Origin of the sequence: Viridibacterium curvum, from assembly GCF_039544165.1 — a bacterium.
GTDB classification, from domain to species: domain Bacteria; phylum Pseudomonadota; class Gammaproteobacteria; order Burkholderiales; family Rhodocyclaceae; genus Viridibacterium; species Viridibacterium curvum.
Map to the genome: position 1 here is coordinate 93,839 of NZ_BAABLD010000011.1, position 20,768 is coordinate 114,606.

The following is a 20,768-nucleotide window of genomic DNA, read 5'->3' on the forward strand; positions in this document are numbered from 1 at the left end:
CATGCCCCCCTCCAAGGAGTAAGCATCATGAAATGGTTTCTCAATCTCAAACTGGCGCAGAAGCTGATCACGACTTTCCTCGTGTGCTCGGTGCTGACGGCCATCGTGGGCGGGCTCAGTCTGTATCGCCTCAACCAGCTCGGCAAAACGATTCACGACATCTACTTCAACAACGTCCTGCCAGCACAGTCCATCTCCGAAGCGGCGGCGCGACTCACCGCACACTCGCGCGCGTATGTGCGGCTGCCCGCAATGAAAGATCCCGAAGTCATCAAGGACACGGTAAAACGCGCAGCGAGTCACATGGAGAAGTTCTACGCCGCGTTCAAGGAATACCGCGAGACCTCGCTGGCACCAGAAGAGGCCAAGCTGGTGGAAGAGATCGACAAGCTGATCCCGGTATACCTCCAACAATCCGACAAGGTCGCTCAGCTGGCACTCGACAAGAAGTTCGATCAGGCCGCCGAATTCAGCAATGGCGATGCACGCAAGACCATCAACCAGCTTGAAGCTGCGATGGCCAAACTCATCCAGACGCAATCTGAACAGGCCAGCACTTCGAACAAGGAAGCGGAGAGTGGACTCGCCACGACACGCATCGTCATGGTGACGGTGCTTCTGACGTCGATTGCAATCGCCGTTGCCTTGGGCTTGATGGTCACGCGCATCATCTCGCGCCAGATTGGCGGAGAGCCGGAAGATGCAGCGCGTACCTTGCACAGCATTGCCAACGGCGATCTCGGCACAGACATCCCGCTACGCCCGGGTGATGCACAGAGCATGCTGTACGCCGTCAAGCAGATGCAGGACCGTCTGCAGCGCGTTATCGAAGGCCAACGTATGCTCGTCACGGCGGCCAACGCGGGCGACTTCAGCACACGCGTCCCGCTCGAAGGGCTGCAGGGATTCCAGCACGAAATGGGCGAAGGCCTCAACAATCTGGCCGAAACAACCGGTCAGAGCATTGCCGACGTCGTGCGCGTGATGGGCGCCCTGTCCAATGGTGACCTCACACAGAGCATCGATGCCGAATACGAAGGGGCATTCGGCGAGATGCGCGAGTACGTGAACAACACCATCGCCAAGCTTGCCGAAGTGGTCGCCGAAGTGAACACCAGCGCCGAAGCGCTGGCCAGCGCCTCTGAACAGGTGAACGCAACGGCACAGAACCTGTCGCAAGCCGCCAGCGAACAGGCCGCCGGCGCTGAAGAGACCAGTTCGGCCATCGAAGAAATGACCTCCTCGATTGCTCAGAACACCGAGAACGCCAAGATCACCGACGGAATGGCCACCAAGTCGTCCGAGGAAGCGGCAGAGGGCGGTGAAGCGGTGAAGGCAACGGTGGTTGCGATGAAACAGATTGCGCAGAAGATCGGCATCATCGACGACATCGCCTACCAGACCAACCTGCTGGCGCTGAATGCTGCCATTGAAGCCGCTCGCGCCGGTGAGCACGGCAAGGGCTTCGCCGTTGTGGCCGCCGAGGTGCGCAAGCTTGCCGAGCGCAGTCAGGTGGCTGCGCAGGAAATCAGCACGGTCGCCGAGAGCAGCGTCGAGCTGGCCGAACGTGCCGGCACCCTGCTCGACCAGATCGTGCCGAACATCCGCAAGACCTCCGACCTGGTGCAGGAGATCACTGCAGCATCCGAGGAACAGTCGACAGGTGTCAGCCAGATCAATACGGCAGTGAGTCAGTTGAGCCAGACGACGCAGCAGAACGCCGCGAGCTCCGAAGAGCTTGCCGCCACCGCTGAAGAAATGAGCGGCCATGCCGAGGGACTGCAAAGGGCAATTGGCTTCTTCACCACCGCAGAACAGGCACCACGCCCGTCAGCCCGCGCGGAACGACGCAAACCCGGTAGTGCTAAGACAACTGCGCCCACAGCCAGGGCGCGCAAACCGCAGCCGGTCGAAGACGACCTCGCGCTGGACGATCACCCCGCCTTCACACGCTTCTGATTCACGATTGAAGAGGACGCCATGAGCAAACTCGTTACCACAAGCTCCGCCACTGGCCTGCCAGCCAGCGCCGGTGTGCCGACCGAACCCCTGCAATGCCTCACCTTCCAGCTGGGCAGTGAAGTATTCGGCCTGGGAATCCTGAGCATCAAGGAGATCATCGAGTACCCGAGCATCACGCAGGTACCGATGATGCCGAGCTTCGTGCGCGGCGTGATCAACCTGCGCGGCGCCGTGGTGCCGGTCGTCGACATGCAGTCGCGCTTCGGCAGAGCGCCTTCCGAGGTCACCAAGCGCAGCTGCATCGTGATCGTCGAAGTCAATGATGCGCAGCAGGACGAGCACCAGACCATCGGCGTCGTGGTCGACACCGTCAACGAGGTCATCGACATCGCCCCCGGAGACATCGAGCCACCGCCCGCGTTTGGGGCCAATGTTCAGTCTGAATTCATCCGTGGCATGGCCAAGGTCGGCGGCAGGTTCATCATCCTGCTGGATGCGGATCGGGCGCTGAATGCCGCCGAGATCACTGCCATCAGCCAGGCCACCGGCCAGAGCGCCACCGTCACACATTGATGCAGCCCGTCGGGAGTTTGTCGTGATCGGGATCTCGGATGGCGAGTTCCGCCTGTTCCAGCAGTTCATCCTCAATGCAGCCGGCATCACGCTGAGCGACGCCAAAAAGGCGCTGGTCTGCGGCCGGCTGGAGAAGCGGCTGCACGCCCACTCGCTGAACAGTTATCGAGACTACCTGTCACTGATCACCAGCGCCTCGCACAAGGCGGAGCAGCAGATCGCGATTGATCTGCTGACCACCAACGAAACCTACTTCTTCCGCGAACCCAAGCATTTCAACCTGCTCGCCAGGTGCGCATCGGAGTGCCCTGCGAGTCGGTTGTTCCGCGTCTGGAGCGCTGCAAGTTCCAGCGGCGAAGAGGCCTACAGCATGGCGATGACGCTGGCCGATTGCCGCCCGCACGGCGAGTGGGAGATTTTTGGCTCAGACATCAGCACCAGGGTGCTGGAGAAAGCCCGGCGCGGTCACTACCCGATGGAGCGCGCGAAGAACATATCACCGGATTTTCTGAAGCGATTCTGCCTCAAGGGCACGGGCCCGCAGGCAGGCACGCTACTGGTCACGCGCGAGCTGCGTGAGCGGGTGCGCTTCGGGCAGATCAATCTGAACGAAGCCCTGCCGAACATTGGCGAGTTCGATGTGATCTTCCTGCGCAACGTAATGATCTATTTCAGCAACGACACGAAGCGGCAGATCGTCTCGCGCATCGTGGGCTGTCTGCGCCGTGGCGGCTATCTGTGCATCGGTCATTCGGAAAGCCTCAACGGCATCTGCGACACCCTGCAGGCGACCGCACCGTCCATTTATCGCAAGCCGTAACGCCATGAGCGCCAACTCAGCAAGCGGAATGCACAAGACCTTCCTCCAGCCCGGCGAGTACTTCGTGGGTCACCGGCCCCATCGCGTCAGCACCCTGCTCGGCTCCTGCGTCTCCATCGTGATCTGGCATCCGCGCACGCGCGCTGGTGCCATGTCGCACTGCCTTTTGCCCACGCGTGGCAAGCGGCGCGAAGAGGATGATGTGCCCGACGCACGCTACGCTGACGAGGCCATATGGTTGATGCTGCGCGATCTGCGCCAGTACGGCGTCAGTCCCGAGCAATGCGAAGCCAAGATATTCGGCGGCGGGAACATGTTTCCAGGAGTATCCGTCCGCGAGGCCTGCAACATCGGTCGTCGCAATGGAGAAGCCGCGCAGCAACTGCTTGCCAGACACGAGTTGCGCATCGTGTCGTCCAGCCTGTACGGGCCGGGCTATCGACGCATCGTGTTTGACCTGGCGACAGGCCATGTCTGGTCGCGACAGACCTCAGTCGTGCCTCCTCAACACCTGACCGGAAACTCACCATGAGCGCCATCAAGGTCCTGATCGTCGACGACTCTGCCGTGGTGCGCCAGGTGGTCACCGGCATCCTGAAAGAGGCTCCGGGTATCGAGGTCCTGGCTTCGGTCGCCGACCCCCTGCTGGCCATGGAACGCATGAAGCAACAATGGCCCGACGTGATCCTGCTCGATGTCGAGATGCCGCGCATGGATGGCATCACCTTCCTGCGCAAGATCATGACCGAGCGCCCTACTCCCGTGATCATCTGCTCGACCCTGACCGAGAAAGGTGCGCAGACAACGCTGGAAGCGATGTCGGCCGGCGCCGTGACCATCATTGCCAAGCCCAAGCTGGGTCTCAAACAGTTCCTCAGCGAAGCGGCTACCGAACTGATCACCGCCATCAAGGAAGCAGCGGGTGCGCGGGTCAGGCGTCTCGCCGCAGCGCGCTCAGAGCCGTTGCAGGTACAGCCCAAGCTGACGGCAGACGCCATCCTGCCCGCTGGCGGCAAGGCGATGACACAGACCACCGAACGCGTGGTGGCCATCGGCACATCGACGGGAGGCACCCAGGCACTTGAAGCCGTGCTCACCGCGCTGCCTGCCAACTCGCCCGGCATCGTCATCGTGCAGCACATGCCCGAGAAGTTCACCGCTGCATTCGCGCAACGCCTCGACTCGCTCTGCCAGATCACGGTCAGGGAAGCGCAGAACAATGACCGGGTGCTGCCCGGTCGCGCCCTCATTGCGCCAGGGGGGCGGCACATGGTCGTCAAGCGCAGCGGCGCGCAGTACTACGTCGAGGTCGTGGATGGCCCGCTGGTATCGCGTCACCGACCTTCAGTGGATGTGCTGTTTCGCAGCACAGCCAAAGCAGCGGGCAAGAATGCGCTCGGCATCATCATGACCGGCATGGGTGACGATGGTGCGCGAGGCTTGAAGGAGATGCACGAGACAGGAGCCCGTACGGTAGCGCAGGACGAACAGAGCTGCGTCGTGTTCGGCATGCCAAAAGAAGCCATCAAGCTTGGCGGCGTGGACGAGCAGGCTTCGCTCGATGCGATCCCCGCCCTTATCCTGCGCTATGGACGCTGACTGACATGTACGTACTTCCTGCCTCGCTTGCCGAACGGGGGGTCATGGTCGTCGAGGACAGCGTTGTGCAACGCGCTTTCACGGTTGCACAGCTGCGCGAGCTAGGCGTTACTCAGGTCAGCGAAGCGCAAGATGGTGCCGACGCCTTGCGCAAGCTCGGCGAGCTGTCGCCGCAACCAGCGGTACTGATCATCGACCTGGAAATGCCCATCATGGACGGCGCCGAACTGATCCATCGGCTGGCAGGAATGGAGGGGTGCCCTGCCCTGATCGTCGCCAGTTCTCGCGAACGTAGACTGGTGGAGTCAGTCGTTGCGATGGTCAACGAGCTAAACATGCCGCTGCTGGGGATCATTCAGAAACCGGTTGACGGGGCTCAGCTTGGGCACTTGCTGACCGGTCTGGATAGCATCAAACCGACCACGAAGGCGGTCAAGCCGAGCAATGATCAATGCCTCACTCGGGATGAGTTGTCGAAGGCGATCGCAACACAACAGATCGTGCCGTACTTTCAACCCAAGATCAGTTTGCGCAGTGGGGCGATGACCGGAGTTGAAGCACTCGCTCGCTGGGTGACACCAGATGGTTCCATCATCACGCCAAACCGCTTTATCCCGCTGGCAGAAAAGAGCGGCCTGATGAACGAGATGACGCTCTGCATCCTGGAGCAGTCTCTGATTGCGATGCAGGACTGGGAAACGGGCGGCCTGATGCCCTCGGTGGCCATCAACCTGTCAGCATCCTCGCTGGGCGACATGGTGATGGGCAATGCCATTCTGGAGCGCATTGAGAAGGCCGGAGAACCCTATGAACGTATCGTGCTGGAGATCACCGAGAGCGTGCTCGTTGATAGCCACGAAGCGGTGCGCGACCTGATCCGTCTGCGGCTGCGCGGCTGTTGCCTGGCGATTGATGATTACGGAACGGGCTTTTCGTCGATGGCCCAACTGACACGCATACCATTCAGCGAATTGAAGCTTGATCGGTCATTCGTCAATGGCGCGGCTGAAAACCCGAGTCTGCGTGCCATGCTGGAGTCCTCGATTGCGCTGGCCCGGCAACTGGGACTGGAAACAGTTGCTGAAGGTGTGGAATGTGCGACTGACCTGGCGCTGCTGAGACGGCTGGGTTGCGATGTGGCACAAGGCTTCTTCCTTTCTCGCCCATTGCCGGCCTCCCGCATCCCGGAGTTTGCGGCATCGCTCGCAGTTACGTCCTGAGCGGCAAGGTTCGCAGACCTCAGAAGCCCACCCGGCGACTCCGCCACACTCAGTCCAGGTCCAGCGCCTCGCCCATCACGCGGCGATAGAACTCGTGAAAATGCTGCATGCCGTCTTCCATCGGAGACTGGTAGGGCCCCGCATCGCTGCGGCCTTCCTTGTACAGCGCCAGACGGCCGCGATCCATGCGCTCGCCGATTTCGTCGTCTTCGACGGCAGTTTCCATGTAGGCCGCCTGCTCGGCTTCGATGAAGTCGGGCTCGAATGCCGCGATCTCTTCGGGATAGTAGAACTCGACGACATTGAGCGTGCGGTTCACGTCCTGCGGGATGAGGTGCGAAACCACCAGCACATGCGGATACCACTCGACCATGATGTTCGGGTAGTAGGTCAGCCAGATCGCGCCTTGCGGCGGGTGCTGGTCGCCATAGATGTCGCGTACGGCCTTGTGCCAGCGCTCGTAGGTCGGGCTGCCGGGCTTCTGCAGCGAGGTGATGCCGACCTTCTGCACCGAGTACCACTCGCCGAACTGCCAGGACAGATCGTCGCAAGTGACGAAGCCGCCAAGCCCAGGGTGGAACGGTGCAACGTGGTAGTCCTCGAGATAGACCTCGATGAAGGTCTTCCAGTTGTAGTTGCACTGGTGGTGCTCGACCTTGCCCAGGACGTAGCCCGAGAAATCGAGCTGATCGGCCACCTGCATGCCTGCGAGATCGGCATTCGCCGAGCGCGGCCCCCTGAACTGCAGCCCATGCCAGGACTCCAGCGACTGGCGGTCAAGGTTCAGGCAAGGCTTTTCCGGAAAGTGCGGCGCACCGATCAACTGACCTTCGTTGCTGTAGGTCCAGCGATGAATCGGGCAAACGACATTGCGCGCGGAACCCGCGCCTTCCAGCATGATGGCCTGGCGATGGCGGCAGATATTGGACATCAGCTGAATGCCACTTTCGGTGTGCATCAGCATACGGGCGTGATCCTGCCAGCCCAGCGTGCGGTAGTTGCCGGGTTCCGGCACCATCAGCTCGTGGCCTACGTAGCCCGGCCCTGCATCGAAGAGCAGGCGCTTTTCGAGCTCGAAAAGCTTCTCGTCGAAATAGGCGGAAACCGGCAGCTGGCTTGCGGCCGGAGCAAGTCGGGAACGCGAATCGATCTGGGACATACGCCTTGGGAAACCTCCAGGACCCCCGTCCGCGGGTACAGGCCCGACAGGGTTTCTGCAATCGGACGGAGTCAGGAACGGGCTCCGGATTGCAGCCGGAAATGCAAAGCATTGAATTATAATCTGAGGCCCCGCTTTTCGTCAGCCTGATGGCCCCCCTGCCCAGTCTGGCAGACGCACCCGGAACCCTCCTCGATGAAATCCGCAGACGCAGCCGGCAAGCGCGTGAACGACGCCGACTCAAGCATTCCGTCCCGCTTCGAAGATGCCGTAGCCGAACTCGAAGCCCTCGTTGTCGCCATGGAAGGCGGCGATCTGTCGCTTGAGGACTCGCTGCGCGCGTTCGAACGCGGCAGCGTACTGTTGCGCCACTGCCGCTCAACGCTGGAATCCGCGGAACAACGCATCCGTGTCCTTGAAAACGACGCCCTGAAGGATTTCGACCCCGGGCAGAACAACAACTCATGACCGCCACACCTGCCACAAGATTTCCTGAATGGATGGCCAGCATCCAGCGTCGCACTGAAGAAGCGCTGGCGCGCCTGTTGCCTCCTGCCAGCATTGCCCCGACCCGCCTGCACGATGCCATGCGCTACGCGACGCTGGGGGGTGGCAAACGTGTCCGTCCGCTCCTGGCCTTCGCCGCTGGCGAAATCGCCGGGGCATCGCTTGAGCGAATCGACACCCTTGCCTGCGCACTCGAATGCATCCATGTCTATTCGCTGGTGCATGACGACATGCCCTGCATGGACGACGATGTCCTGCGTCGTGGCAAGCCCACTGTACATGTGCAGTACGACGACGCCACCGCCCTGCTGGTTGGCGACGCCTTGCAGACGCTGGCGTTCGAGCTGGTCAGTCAGCGCGGCCTGTTCGACGACGCGCAGCGCCAGCTGCGCGCTGCCGCCGTACTGGCCAAGGCCAGCGGCTCACGTGGCATGGCCGGTGGCCAGGCCATAGACCTTGCTTCTGTGGGTCACGCGTTGAGCCGCGAAGAGCTTGAGTTCATGCACATCCACAAGACCGGCGCCCTGATCCGGGCGGCCGTACAGCTGGGGGCACTGGCAGGTGATCTGGCGGATGCCGAACTGGAGCGCCTCGACCACTTCGGCAAGTGTATCGGCCTGCTGTTCCAGGTCGTCGACGACATCCTTGATGCTACCGCCGACACCGCCACCCTGGGCAAGACCGCAGGCAAAGACGCCGCCAACGAGAAACCCACCTACGTCAGCATCATCGGTCTGAACGCTGCGCGGGAGTTGGCAGACGAACTGGCCACCGAGGCCCGCAACACGCTCACCCCCTTTGGCAACGCCGCCAGCCGGCTGCAGGACATCACCCAGTACATCGTCAGCAGGCCCTTCTGATAACAACGACAACATATCGAACCCGACTGATGGACCGCTCACACAACGCCATGCCCACCTTCCCACTGCTCGAAGCTGTCAACTCCCCTGCTGAACTGCGTGCGCTGGAGCGCAAGCAACTACCCCAGCTTGCCGAAGAGCTGCGCGCTTTCCTGATCGAGTCCGTCTCGCGCACCGGCGGCCACCTGTCGTCCAACCTCGGCACAGTTGAACTGACCATCGCCCTGCACTACGTTTTCAACACGCCGGAAGATCGCATCGTGTGGGACGTCGGCCATCAGACTTACGGCCACAAGATCCTCACCGGTCGCCGCGAGGCCATGGCTGGGCTGCGCCAGTTCGAGGGGATTTCCGGCTTCCCCCGCCGTAGCGAAAGCGACTACGACACCTTCGGCACGGCGCACTCATCCACCTCGATCTCTGCAGCTCTGGGCATGGCTGTCGCAGCCCAGCGCAAGGGCGAAGATCGTCACGCCATTGCGGTGATCGGTGATGGTGCGATGTCTGCCGGCATGGCTTTCGAAGCCCTCAACAACGCCGGCGTCATGGACGCCAATCTGCTGGTCGTACTCAACGACAACGAGATGTCGATTTCGCCGCCGGTGGGCGCGCTCACCAACATCCTCGCTCGCCTGCTGTCCGGCAGGACCTATAACTTCGCCCGTCGTGCCGGCGAAAAAGTGCTGGGCGGCACCCTCGGCGACTTCGCCAAGCGCGTCGAAGAACATGTGAAGGGCCTGGTCACTCCCGGCACCCTGTTCGAAGAATTCGGCTTCAACTACATCGGCCCCATCGATGGCCATGACCTGGACACGCTCATCCCCACTCTGCAGAACCTGAGCGAGCTCAAGGGTCCTCAGTTCCTGCACGTCGTAACGCGCAAAGGCCAAGGCTACAAGCTTGCGGAAGCCGACCCCATCCTCTATCACGGCGTTGGCAAGTTCGATCACAGCGCCGGTATCCAGGGCGGCGGCAAGTCTTCCGGCAAGCTGAGTTACACGCAGGTATTCGGCGACTGGTTGTGCGATATGGCCAAGGCTGACGAGCGCCTTGTAGCGATTACGCCGGCCATGCGCGAAGGCTCGGGCCTCGTGCGCTTCGAACAGGAATTCCCGCAGCGCTACTTCGATGTCGGCATCGCTGAACAACACGCGTTGACTTTCGCGGCGGGTCTCGCATGCGAAGGCCTCAAACCTGTCGTCGCGATCTACTCAACCTTTCTGCAGCGCGCTTACGACCAGCTGATCCATGACATCGCGCTGCAGAACCTGCCCGTCATGCTCGCCATTGATCGCGCTGGTCTGGTTGGCGCTGACGGTGCCACGCACCACGGCGCATTCGACATTTCCTACCTGCTGTGCGTACCCAACCTTGTCATCATGGCCCCCGCTGACGAAGCTGAATGCCGCCAACTGCTCAGCACGGCATTCAAGCTCGATGCCCCGACGGCGGTGCGCTACCCGCGCGGCAGCGGCCTCGGCATCACCCCGTCCAGCGATCTCGCTACCCTGCCCGTCGGCAAGGGCGAAGTGCGTCGCCAGGGCAGGAAGGTCGCCCTGCTCGCCTTCGGCAGCATGCTGGGCGCAGCCTTGCAAGCGGCAGACCGCCTCGACGCAACGGTAGCCAACATGCGCTTCATCAAGCCACTGGATGCCGCACTGACCTGCGAACTCGCGCGCCAGCATGAGCTCATCGTCACACTGGAGGAAAACGCCGTGATCAGCGGCGCCGGCAGCGAAGTCAGCCGCGTGCTCGCCGAGGCCGGCATCCAGACGCCGGTCCTGCATATCGGCCTGCCCGACCACTTCATCGACCATGGCGACCAGCAGCAGCTGATGCAACTTATCGGGCTCGATGCGGCCCACATCACAACTGCAGTCTCCAATCGTCTCGATACCCTCGGGCAATCGGAATAATAGTTGAGCAAATTGCTCAACTATAATAGTCTGCGGACTATATGCTCCTTATCCGGATTTCACGCTGCAAAACATGACCATTACCACCGAGACCCGTCCCACGACGATGCCTGACGTTCAGGGCTTTGAAGATCGTCGCCACATCGCCATCGACAAGGTCGGCATCAAGTCGATCCGTCACCCCGTGCGCGTCAAGGATCGCTCCGAAGGTGTCCAGCACACCATCGCCACGTTCAACATGTACGTCGGACTGCCCCACAACTTCAAGGGCACCCACATGTCTCGCTTCGTCGAGATCCTCAACAGCCAGGAGCGCGAAATCTCGGTGGAGTCCTTCGAGCCCATGCTGCGCTCAATGGTCAAGCGACTCGAAGCCGAAACCGGCCTCATCGAAATGCGCTTCCCCTACTTCATCAACAAGACCGCCCCGGTTTCAGGTGTGCAAAGCCTGCTCGACTATGAAGTCACCTTTATCGGCGAGATAAAAGCCGGCGGTGTGTATGAACTCAAGGTGTCGGTGATCGTCCCTGTCACGAGCCTGTGCCCCTGCTCAAAGAAGATCTCGGACTACGGCGCGCACAATCAGCGTTCGCACGTGACGGTGACCGCCGTGCTCAACAGCCACATCTGGCTCGAAGAAATCATCCAGAAGGTTGAAGCTCAGGCATCTTGCGAGCTCTACGGTCTACTCAAGCGCCCGGACGAGAAGTACGTGACGGAACGTGCCTACGACAACCCCAAGTTCGTCGAAGACATGGTGCGTGACGTCGCTGGCGCTCTCAACGAAGAGTCGCGCATCGACGCCTATGTCGTCGAATCCGAGAACTTCGAATCCATTCACAACCACTCGGCTTACGCGCTGATCGAAAACGACAAGCGCAAGCGCTAAGTGTATTTGCTCCAACAAAAAAGCCGCAGGCATGCCTGCGGCTTTTTTGTTGCCGGCTTTGTCACACGAATACTTCGATCAGCGCACAAGCAAAGAGCCCGCATCGCTGCGGGCTCTTTACTGAAGATCGAAAACGGATTAGCGCTTCGAGAACTGCTTGCGACGACGTGCACCGTGCAAACCGACCTTCTTACGTTCGACTTCGCGTGCATCACGCGTCACGAAACCGGCCTTCTTCAGCGGCGACTTCAGCGCTGCGTCGAAGTCGATCAGGGCGCGGGTGATACCGTGGCGCACAGCACCAGCTTGACCCGACTCGCCACCACCGGTGACGTTGACCATGATGTCGAAACGATCAACATTCTGGGTCAGTTCGAGCGGCTGACGCACAATCATGCGACCAGTTTCACGCGAAAAAAATTGGTCCAGAGGCTTGCCGTTCACGACGATCTTGCCAGAACCTGCCTTGATGAAAACACGGGCAATCGCAGTTTTGCGACGACCAGTACCGTAGTTGTATTGTCCGACGGGCATCATGCGCTCCTGGTTCAGAATTCGAGGGTTTTGGGCTGCTGTGCTGCGTGCGGATGTTGACCGCCGGCATAACACTTGAGCTTCTTGAGCATGGCGTAGCCAAGCGGGCCCTTCGGCAGCATGCCCTTCACAGCCTTCTCGAGCACGCGCTCAGGATGACGCTGCTGCAGCTTGGTGAAGTTGGTTTCGTAGATGCCGCCGGGATATCCGGAGTGACGGTAATACTTCTTGTCCAGCGCCTTGTTGCCCGTCACGCGCAGCTTGTCGACGTTCACGACGATGATGAAATCACCCGTGTCAACGTGAGGCGTATAGATGGCCTTGTGCTTGCCACGCAGGCGGCGCGCGATTTCACTGGCCAGGCGGCCCAGCACCTTGTCATTTGCATCCACCACGTACCAGTCGTGAACGACCTCGTGGGGCTTTGCGGAAAACGTACCCATCATGAAATTCCTTGAGATTGAGTTTCTTGGAAACCTTGTTGTTGTCGCTTCACCAGGCGCAACCCAGATGAAGCAAAGCCACACCCCCCGCCAAGGCAGAGAGCCAAGCACTATAGAGGAAAAATGACTGGCCAGTCAAGACCTTGCGCAGACGGCCGCACCGGAAGCACAAACACCGCGTTCGCAACGGGCAAAAAAAAACGCAGCTCGGTTGGAGCTGCGCCAAGTCCACACCAAAGGAGGAGGGTGGAGGAGACACCGGTAAGATTCCTGCTAACAAACAGTTCAGCAAGAACCTGTGTACGGTTTTCATTATGCAAATCGAACTTGTGCGGCGCAAGGATTATTTGCGGCGGCGCACTCAATTCTTTCTATGCCATCATCAATGTCGCTTATACAAAGAATCGATGCTAACCATTTCACTACAAAGACATTTTCTTGACGCCGCGCATCCGTTTTGCGAAGCGCAACTCAGAGGCACCTCAAAACCAACCCAGCTATGCTGCAGCGCACACAAACGCAATCTGCTGTTTTTGTTGTATTTATTGAATTTAAGGGGAAGACAAAACCCCCTGCGGCTCAAAATGAAAATGCCCCTTTCGGGGCATTTTCGGTTTGGCGGAGTGGACGGGACTCGAACCCGCGACCCCCGGCGTGACAGGCCGGTATTCTAACCGACTGAACTACCACTCCACGCAACCAGTCTTTTTCAAGACCAGCTGCTTTGCACTACAACTTGTCGGGTCGGTTAAACCGACAAGCCATCAAAACTGGCGTCCCCACGGGGATTCGAACCCCGGTTATCGCCGTGAAAGGGCGGTGTCCTAGGCCTCTAGACGATGGGGACAGAGGCAAATCTTTACTACTTGCTTTCGTTCAGCCGTCCACCGTTTTATTGGTGGAGGTAAGCGGGATCGAACCGCTGACCTCTTGCATGCCATGCAAGCGCTCTCCCAGCTGAGCTATACCCCCGCGAACGAAGAAGCAGAATTATAGACCCCCCCCCACACTGCGTCAACATCGAATTGCAGATTTTTTGCAGAAACAGCATCACAACAACTTGCCGGGATTCATGAGATTTTCCGGGTCCATGGCGCGTTTGATCTGCTGCATGAGTTCAATCTCTACGAAACTCTTGTAATGCTTGAGCTCTTCGCGCTTGAGAATGCCAATACCATGCTCCGCAGAGATCGACCCTCCTAGTGACATGACAATATCGTACACGATGCGGTTGACCTCACGTGTTTGCGCAATGAACGCCGGATTGTCGGCGGCATCCGGTTGCGACAGGTTGTAGTGAAGATTTCCGTCACCTGCATGACCGAAACAAACGATGCGCAGTCCCGGAAAAAATTTGCGCAATGCCATGTCTGCCTGCTCTATGAATGCCGGGACTGCACCGACTGGCACCGACACATCGTGCTTGATGCTGATGCCCTCTCGCTTCTGCGCCTCCGAAATGTTTTCACGCAAGGCCCATAGCTCGCGCACCTGCGCCTCGCTGCTAGACACCACAGCATCGAGCACCCGCCCAGCCTCAAGCTCCGAAGCCAAAGCCGATCCTAATAGACCAGCAAGATCTGCGTTCGATGCGCTGTCGCTCAGCTCGACCAGAAGAGCCCAGTCACCGCATCGGGTTAGTGGGCTCCGCGCCCCCGGTATATGTCGCAGGACCAGTTCGAGCGCAGACCCTGCAATCAGTTCGAAAGCACTCAAACGCTCCCCACAGGCGTTACGCAGATGGGCAAGCAATTCGATCGCTGTCGCGGGGCCAGGAATGGAGAGCCAAGCAACCGTTCTCGACAGGGGCTGAGGAAACAATTTAAGAACCGCAGCGGTGATGATGCCCAGTGTGCCTTCCGCTCCAATGAACAACTGCTTGAGGTCGTAACCAGTGTTGTCCTTGCGCAAGCCACGCAAACCATCCCACACCTGCCCGTCGGGCAATACGACTTCCAGCCCCAACGTCAGCTCACGCATGTTGCCGTAGCGCAGGACATGCACGCCGCCTGCATTGGTCGCGAGATTGCCGCCGATCTGGCAGCTGCCTTCTGAAGCCAGTGACAGCGGGAACAGACGCTGCGACTCTGCTGCCGCTGCCTGCACAGCAACGAGCGTGCAGCCTGCCTCAGCAATCAGGGTGTTGTTGTGAGCGTCGATGGAGCGGATTCGATTCAGGCGAGAAAGGCTTACGACGACCTCCTGCCCGCCTTGCCCCGGCACGCCGCCACCAACCAGGCCAGTATTGCCGCCTTGCGGCACCATCGCCACGCCAGCAGCGTAGCAGGCCCGTACGACGGCAGACACCTCATCCGTATTTCCCGGGCGTACGACACACGCCGCTTTGCCGTGGTAGCGACCACGCCAATCCTGCACATGGGGGGCGCAATCGTTATCCGAGGTTAAAACGTATGAGCCGCCGACAATTGCAGCAAGTCGGGCGATCAGGGCCTGATTGTCAGCGCCACTCACGCCCAATCACCTCAAGCCTGCGGTGCTTCGTCGGCATACACCGGTTCGGCGTAAAGATCGTGCACATCGCAATCGGTGACACGCACGCGATAGAAACCACCGACCTCCATTTCCTGTCCGTCCGGAATCATGACGAGGCCGTCAATCTCGGGGGCATCGCCCTCACTGCGCGCAATAGCACCTTCATCGTCAACATCGTCCACTAGCACAACAATCTCTTTGCCGATCTTGGCTTCGAGGCGACGGGTACTGATGTCTTCCTGAAACTCCATGAGGCGATGCTTACGATCTTCGCGCACCTCGTCCGGCACCGCGTCGGGCAAAGCGTTGGCTGTAGCGCCTTCGACAGGCGAATAGGCAAAGCAACCAACGCGATCAAGCTGGGCCTCGCCCAGGAAGTCGAGCAGTTCGTTGAACTCGTCTTCGGTCTCGCCAGGAAACCCGGCGATGAAGGTACTGCGAATTGTCAGTTCCGGGCAGATCTCACGCCAACGTTTGATGCGCGCCAGATTGTTTTCCGAGCTTGCGGGACGTTTCATCAGCTTGAGAATGCGCGGGCTGGCGTGCTGGAAAGGCACGTCAAGGTACGGAAGGATCTTGCCCTCCGCCATCAAGGGAATCACATCATCCACACTCGGATAGGGATAGACGTAGTGCAGGCGAACCCAGACATCAAGCTCGGACAACGCATTGCACAAATCGTAGAGTTTCGTCTTGACCGGTTTGCCGTTCACGAAGCCCGTGCGGTATTTGACGTCGACGCCATAGGCACTCGTGTCCTGGGAGATGACCAGCAACTCCTTCACACCCGCATCGACCAGCGACTCGGCTTCGCGCATCACATCGTGGATTGGGCGCGAAACGAGGTCGCCGCGCAAGGATGGAATGATGCAGAAGGTGCAACGGTGATTACAGCCTTCAGAAATCTTCAGGTAAGCGAAATGGTCGGGCGTCAGTCGCACGCCCTGCGGCGGGACGAGATCCGTGAAGGGATCGTGCGGCTTGGGAAGGTGGAAATGCACCGCGTCCATGACCTCTTCGGTCGCATGCGGCCCGGTAACAGCCAGCACCTTGGGATGCACGCTTTGCACGATGCCCTGCCCTGCCGCGTCTTTTTTTGCGCCCAGGCAGCCGGTCACGATGACTTTACCGTTCTCCTTGAGCGCCTCACCAATGGCGTCGAGTGACTCCTCGACTGCTGCATCGATGAAGCCACAGGTATTCACGACCACGAGGTCAGCGCCTTCATAGCTGGCCGAAATGTCATAGCCTTCGGAACGCAGGCGGGTCAGGATATTTTCGGCGTCGGATGCTGCCTTGGGGCAACCCAGAGAAACGAAGCCAACGCGGGGAGTCTCGATCTTGCTCAATTGAACCACTCTCTGAAAGTACAAAGGCGCTGCAAGCGTGCAGCGCCATGGCTGGCATTTTAGCAGGCCAGCAAGATCCTCTCGTCAAGACAAACGGCGCCAATAGGCGCCGTAATGTCCTGCCAACCGTAACCAGCCCTTATTTCTCGCCAGGCCCCTTGCTACCGGGGAACGGAAAAGTCGAGAACATGCTGCGCGTCTGGGTCTCGATCTGTTCCTGCATCTGCGAGAACATGCGGCGGCTCTGCTCGACGTAGGCCGTCATCATGCTGTTGAGCGCCGGCCCCTGGAAGTTCAGGAACTGGGCCCAGAGATCCTTGCTCATCGGGTTGTTCTCACCGTAGAGTGACTTCGTCTGCTCCTGCAGCTTGGACTGCATGTCGGTGAAAGCATTGATGTTGTTTTCGAGGTAACGCCCCATGAAACCCTGCATGGCGTTGCCGTAGAAACGGATCATCTGCGACAGCACATCACTGGAGAACATCGGTGCGCCACCGCTCTCCTCTTCGAGAATGATCTGCAACAGGATGCTGCGGGTCAGATCTTCGCCGCTCTTGGCGTCGATTACCTGGAATTCTTCCTGCCCCAGCACCAGATCGCGTACGTCTGCGAGAGTGATGTAACAGCTCGAAGCCGTGTCATACAGCCGACGGTTCGGGTACTTCTTGATGAGTCGCGAGTGATGCTCCGCCATGTCGTCCTCCGGAGGCCTGCCGATTGTTGCGATCTGCACCCCTTGATGCGCGTGCCACCAAGCGTAACACGGGGCTGCGTCGTCTTCTGTGGTTTTGCTGCGAGTATAACAGCGCGAAAACCCGCTCCGCGCAAAGTGAAACGTCCGTCAATGCGGCACTATTTCTCGCCTCGCAACACACTCATGCTGCAGTGAATGTTGCACCACTCACTGCAGCATAGTGCAGCGATCAGCACATGTGCAGGCCACCGTTGATATTGATTGTTGCACCGGTGATATATCCCGCCTTGTCTGAGGCCAGATAGGCACACAGGTCACCGATTTCCTCGGGCTTGCCGAGACGACCGGCAGGCACTTGCGCAACGATCTGCTCACGCACTTCTTCCTTGATGGCCATGACCATGTCGGTGCCGATGTAGCCGGGAGCGATGGCATTGACGGTCACGCCCTTCTTGGCCACTTCCTGCGCCAGCGCTTTGGTCAAGCCAAGAATGCCGGCCTTCGCGGCCGAATAGTTGGCTTGGCCAAACTGGCCTTTGACGCCGTTAACCGACGAAATGTTGATGACACGACCGAAGCCACGCTCGGCCATGCCCGGCAGGATGTGGTGCGTGACGTTGAAGACGGAATCGAGGTTGGTTGCCAGCACCGCATCCCATTGCCCCTTCTCCATCTTGCGGAACATGCCGTCGCGCGTGATGCCGGCATTGTTCACGATGCAATCGATGGGGCCAAGCTCGGCCTCGATCTTCTTGACCATCGCGCCGCACTGCTCGTAGTCCGTGACGTCAGCCTCGCCGATGTGAAACTCGAAACCATCGGCCTTGGTCTTGGCCAGCCACTCGGCGGCGGGCGGAAATGCCGGCAGACAGTTGGCGACCACCGTCCAACCGTCGTTAGCCAGGGCCTTGCAGATTGCCGTGCCCAGACCACCCATGCCACCCGTTACCAACGCTACTTTTTTTGCCATGCTGCACTCTCGCTTTCTGGAACAATTTTCCGGCCGCCCTGGGGGAATGCGCGGCCGGGCTGGCGTCTCGCTTGTGGCAGGACGCGCTCAGTACATGTGCTGCCCCCCGTTGATCGAGATGTTCGCACCGGTCAGAAAGGCGGCTTCTTCCGAGGCGAGGTACGCCACCAGACCCGCTATCTCTTCGGGCTTGCCCAATCGGCTGACGGGGATCTGCGGAAGGATCTTCGACTCAAGGATCTCCTGCGGGATCGCAGTCACCATTTTTGTACCGATGTAGCCCGGCGAAATGGTGTTTACCGTCACGCCATGCTTGGCCACTTCGAGCGCCAGTGCCTTGGTGAAGCCGTGCATGCCTGCCTTGGCTGCCGAATAGTTGGTCTGACCAAAAGCCCCCTTCTGACCGTTCACCGAAGCGACATTGATGACGCGCCCCCAACGACGTTCGACCATGCCGTCCATAACCTGCTTGGTCATGTTGAAAACGGAGTCGAGGTTGGTGTGGATCACAGCGTCCCAATCGTCCTTGTTCATCTTTTTGAACGTCTTGTCACGCGTGATGCCGGCGTTATTGACCAGCACATCGACAGGTCCCATTTCCGCAACCAGCTGCTCGATACAGGCATGTGCCGAATCGAAGTCAGTGACGTCACACTTGTAGCCCTTGAAGCCATAACCGAGGTGATGCATCTTCGTCAGCCACTCGTCCGCAGTGGTGTTGCCCGGGGAGTAGGTGGTGGCCACCTTGTAGCCCAGCGCCGCCAGCTTCATGCAGATTGCCTCGCCCAGACCACCCATGCCGCCGGTTACCAGTGCATTACGTGCCATTCGTTGTCTCCAGTTTTTGTGCCCGATCAATTGATTGAGTCATACGCCGGCCGGGCTACTGGCGCGTGACAGAGGGTTCAGAGCTTTTCCTTGACGTAGCTGCCCGGGGCCGCTTCCATCTGTTTGTAAGTACGGTTGCCCAGACGCGAACGCGCGCCAATCTGCTTACCGCTGCGCGCCTTGAGCCACTCGATCCAGTTCGGCCACCAGCTTCCCTTCTGCTCTTGAGCAGACGCCAGCCATTCTTCCGAGGCCACGTCGTCAGCACTGTTAACCCAGTAACTGCGTTTGTTCTTGGCCGCAGGATTGACGACGCCCGCAATGTGACCCGATGCACCCAGCACGAAGGTGGTTTCGCCACCGAGCAGACGACGGCCAAGGTAGGAGGTTTGCCAGGGCACGATGTGGTCTTCGCGCGCGGCCATGAAATATGCGGGCGCCTTGATGCGGCCGAGATCGACTTTCTGGCCGAGCATTTCAAGCTTGCCGGGGATGCGCAGATTGTTCTCAAGGTACATGTTACGCAGATACCAGGCGGCGAACGGACCGGGCAGGTTGGTACTGTCAGAGTTCCAGTACAAAAGATCGAATGCCGGCGGCTTGTTGCCCTTGAGGTAGTTGTCGACGACGTAGTTCCAGATCAAGTCGTTGGGACGCAGGCTGGAGAACACGTTGGACAGCTCGCGGCCGTTCATGAGGCCGCTCTTGCCGATAGTGGCTTCCTTGGTTGCGACCGAGCCTTCATCGACGAGGCACTGGATCTCACCGGTATCGGAGAAATCCAGCAGCGTGGTCAGGAAGGTGACGCTGTTCACCGGATCCTCGCCACGCGCATAGGCCACGGCCAGCGCACTGGCGACCAGAGTGCCGCCAATGCAGAAGCCGAGGATGTTCGGCTTATCGACCTTGCCGATGTCACGGACGACTTCGAGGGCCTGCAGCACGCCGTCGCCAACGTAGTTGTCCCAACCCAGGGTCGACTGACCCGCCTTGGGGTTGCGCCAGGAAACGAGAAACACCGTGAAGCCCTGCTCGACGATGTAGCGAACGTAGGAGTTCTCGGCCTGCAGGTCGAGAATGTAATACTTGTTGATACACGGCGGCACGATCAGCAGCGGTACCTCGCAGACGTTCTCGGACAACGGCGAGTACTGAATCAGCTGCATCACGTCGTTTTCGTAGATCACCGAGCCCTTGGTAACGGCGAGATTGACGCCCACTTCAAAAGCGCTGTCATCGGTCATGGAGATACGGCCCTTCTCCATGTCGGAAATCATGTTCATGACCCCGGCCGTGATGCTCTCACCCTTGGTATCGAGCGCACGCTGGATGAATTCGGGATTGGTTGCGGCGAAGTTGGCTGGCGACAAGGCTTCGACGTATTGCTTGGTCATGAACTGCAGGCGACTCTTGGCCTGTTTGTCAGCGATCGGCAGCGCATCGGCCACTGCAGACAGGAACTGCGAGTTGAGGACGTAGGCCTGACGGATGTAGTCATAGAACGGACTGGCAGACCACTCCGGCGCAGAAAAACGGCGATCCTTGACCACCGCCGGCACCACAGGGTCGGCCGTTTCGTCCGGCTTGCGACCGGCAACGGAAGCCCACAGTTTTGCGTGCTGCTCAAGATGGTCGCGTTGCAAGCTGACCAGCTTTTCAGTGTCCATGCCGGGCATGACGACCGGTGCAACGGGTGCAGCGGAGATTGAGCCGGCGGCGCCCTGTGCGCCAGAAAACTGCTGGAAGAAGTTCTGCATGAAGGCCTGGCCGGCGCGCATCATGCCTTCAAGTGCTTCTCGGGACTGCTCGGGGGTCATGTTATTCATTGTCGAATCCGTTTGAAGTATTGTCTTCACGCAGCAGGCTGCGTTGTCTGTCAAGAACGTCTACGCGCAAACATTTTTGCACTGCACCAAAACCCCGTCAAGCAATCCGGCCCCTACCAAATCAGT

The 20,768-nt window shown here is 59.6% G+C and carries 19 protein-coding genes and 3 tRNA genes; 10 read left to right on the forward strand and 12 right to left on the reverse strand.

Translation table 11 applies throughout. The features are described from left to right. The first annotated feature begins 27 nt into the window (after positions 1-27). Genes ABEA02_RS14935 through ABEA02_RS14960 form a run of 6 tightly spaced genes read left to right on the forward strand, consistent with a single transcriptional unit; the run spans position 28 to position 6,174 of the window. The gene (locus tag ABEA02_RS14935; protein ID WP_345533894.1) at positions 28-1,959 is read left to right on the forward strand and encodes a HAMP domain-containing methyl-accepting chemotaxis protein; all 1,932 of its coding nucleotides are present in this window, start codon (positions 28-30) and stop codon (positions 1,957-1,959) included. 21 nt (positions 1,960-1,980) lie between these two features. Continuing rightward, positions 1,981-2,535 (forward strand): chemotaxis protein CheW, encoded by a 555-nt coding sequence (locus tag ABEA02_RS14940; RefSeq protein ID WP_345533895.1) that lies wholly within the window; start codon positions 1,981-1,983, stop codon positions 2,533-2,535. A 22-nt stretch (positions 2,536-2,557) separates the two neighbouring features. Continuing rightward, the gene (locus tag ABEA02_RS14945; protein ID WP_345533896.1) at positions 2,558-3,355 is read left to right on the forward strand and encodes a CheR family methyltransferase; all 798 of its coding nucleotides are present in this window, start codon (positions 2,558-2,560) and stop codon (positions 3,353-3,355) included. A 4-nt stretch (positions 3,356-3,359) separates the two neighbouring features. Then, positions 3,360-3,887, forward strand: a complete 528-nt coding sequence (locus ABEA02_RS14950) for a chemotaxis protein CheD (protein WP_345533897.1) — start codon at positions 3,360-3,362, stop codon at positions 3,885-3,887. Next, positions 3,884-4,954 carry a protein-glutamate methylesterase/protein-glutamine glutaminase gene (locus ABEA02_RS14955; protein WP_345533898.1) on the forward strand — a complete coding sequence of 357 codons (1,071 nt, stop codon included), beginning with the start codon at positions 3,884-3,886 and terminating at the stop codon, positions 4,952-4,954. Before ABEA02_RS14950 ends, ABEA02_RS14955 begins: the two co-directional genes overlap by 4 nt. A gap of 5 nt (positions 4,955-4,959) precedes the next feature. Next, positions 4,960-6,174 carry an EAL domain-containing response regulator gene (locus ABEA02_RS14960; RefSeq protein ID WP_345533899.1) on the forward strand — a complete coding sequence of 405 codons (1,215 nt, stop codon included), beginning with the start codon at positions 4,960-4,962 and terminating at the stop codon, positions 6,172-6,174. A gap of 49 nt (positions 6,175-6,223) precedes the next feature. On the opposite strand, the gene ABEA02_RS14965 is transcribed toward ABEA02_RS14960, so the two are convergent. Further along, on the reverse strand, positions 6,224-7,333 hold the full coding sequence (locus ABEA02_RS14965; protein WP_345533900.1) for an aromatic ring-hydroxylating oxygenase subunit alpha: 1,110 nt from the start codon (positions 7,331-7,333) through the stop codon (positions 6,224-6,226). A 195-nt stretch (positions 7,334-7,528) separates the two neighbouring features. Here ABEA02_RS14965 and ABEA02_RS14970 point away from each other — a divergent pair, with 195 nt between their 5' ends. The 4 genes from ABEA02_RS14970 to folE2 all read left to right on the forward strand — a co-directional run bounded on the left by ABEA02_RS14970 (position 7,529) and on the right by folE2 (position 11,505). After that, on the forward strand, positions 7,529-7,801 hold the full coding sequence (locus ABEA02_RS14970; RefSeq protein WP_345533901.1) for an exodeoxyribonuclease VII small subunit: 273 nt from the start codon (positions 7,529-7,531) through the stop codon (positions 7,799-7,801). Further along, positions 7,798-8,700: a polyprenyl synthetase family protein gene (locus ABEA02_RS14975; RefSeq protein ID WP_345533902.1), complete on the forward strand. Its 903-nt coding sequence runs from the start codon at positions 7,798-7,800 to the stop codon at positions 8,698-8,700. The genes ABEA02_RS14970 and ABEA02_RS14975 overlap by 4 nt, the downstream gene beginning before the upstream one ends. Positions 8,701-8,750: 50 nt before the next feature. Beyond that, complete coding sequence (gene dxs, locus ABEA02_RS14980; protein WP_345533968.1) at positions 8,751-10,616, forward strand: 1-deoxy-D-xylulose-5-phosphate synthase; 1,866 nt, start codon at positions 8,751-8,753, stop codon at positions 10,614-10,616. Positions 10,617-10,689: 73 nt separating this feature from the next. Continuing rightward, complete coding sequence (gene folE2, locus ABEA02_RS14985) at positions 10,690-11,505, forward strand: GTP cyclohydrolase FolE2 (protein WP_345533903.1); 816 nt, start codon at positions 10,690-10,692, stop codon at positions 11,503-11,505. Between the two features lie 138 nt (positions 11,506-11,643). Here the strand turns inward: folE2 and rpsI are convergent, their stop codons facing one another. The 11 genes from rpsI to phaC all read right to left on the reverse strand — a co-directional run bounded on the left by rpsI (position 11,644) and on the right by phaC (position 20,642). Further along, the gene (gene rpsI, locus ABEA02_RS14990; protein WP_345533904.1) at positions 11,644-12,039 is read right to left on the reverse strand and encodes a 30S ribosomal protein S9; all 396 of its coding nucleotides are present in this window, start codon (positions 12,037-12,039) and stop codon (positions 11,644-11,646) included. A gap of 14 nt (positions 12,040-12,053) precedes the next feature. Next, positions 12,054-12,482, reverse strand: a complete 429-nt coding sequence (rplM, locus tag ABEA02_RS14995) for a 50S ribosomal protein L13 (protein WP_345533905.1) — start codon at positions 12,480-12,482, stop codon at positions 12,054-12,056. Between the two features lie 616 nt (positions 12,483-13,098). After that, a tRNA-Asp gene (locus tag ABEA02_RS15000) sits at positions 13,099-13,175 on the reverse strand. A gap of 78 nt (positions 13,176-13,253) precedes the next feature. After that, positions 13,254-13,329 (reverse strand) — tRNA-Glu (locus ABEA02_RS15005). 49 nt (positions 13,330-13,378) lie between these two features. Beyond that, positions 13,379-13,454, reverse strand: a tRNA-Ala gene (locus ABEA02_RS15010). Between the two features lie 78 nt (positions 13,455-13,532). Continuing rightward, entirely contained in the window at positions 13,533-14,954 is a 1,422-nt protein-coding gene (locus tag ABEA02_RS15015; protein ID WP_345533906.1) for an FAD-binding oxidoreductase, read from the reverse strand. 11 nt (positions 14,955-14,965) lie between these two features. Continuing rightward, positions 14,966-16,324, reverse strand: coding sequence for a 30S ribosomal protein S12 methylthiotransferase RimO (gene rimO, locus ABEA02_RS15020; RefSeq protein ID WP_345533907.1), 1,359 nt, complete (start codon positions 16,322-16,324; stop codon positions 14,966-14,968). A gap of 139 nt (positions 16,325-16,463) precedes the next feature. Then, positions 16,464-17,018, reverse strand: a complete 555-nt coding sequence (phaR, locus tag ABEA02_RS15025; RefSeq protein ID WP_345533908.1) for a polyhydroxyalkanoate synthesis repressor PhaR — start codon at positions 17,016-17,018, stop codon at positions 16,464-16,466. Positions 17,019-17,247: 229 nt separating this feature from the next. Beyond that, a complete protein-coding gene (gene phbB / locus ABEA02_RS15030) occupies positions 17,248-17,988 on the reverse strand; it encodes a beta-ketoacyl-ACP reductase (RefSeq protein WP_345533909.1) in 741 nt (246 codons plus the stop codon). Between the two features lie 87 nt (positions 17,989-18,075). Further along, entirely contained in the window at positions 18,076-18,816 is a 741-nt protein-coding gene (gene phbB, locus ABEA02_RS15035) for an acetoacetyl-CoA reductase (protein ID WP_345533910.1), read from the reverse strand. A 77-nt stretch (positions 18,817-18,893) separates the two neighbouring features. Further along, positions 18,894-20,642, reverse strand: coding sequence for a class I poly(R)-hydroxyalkanoic acid synthase (phaC, locus tag ABEA02_RS15040; RefSeq protein WP_345533911.1), 1,749 nt, complete (start codon positions 20,640-20,642; stop codon positions 18,894-18,896). Positions 20,643-20,768 lie beyond the last annotated feature (126 nt).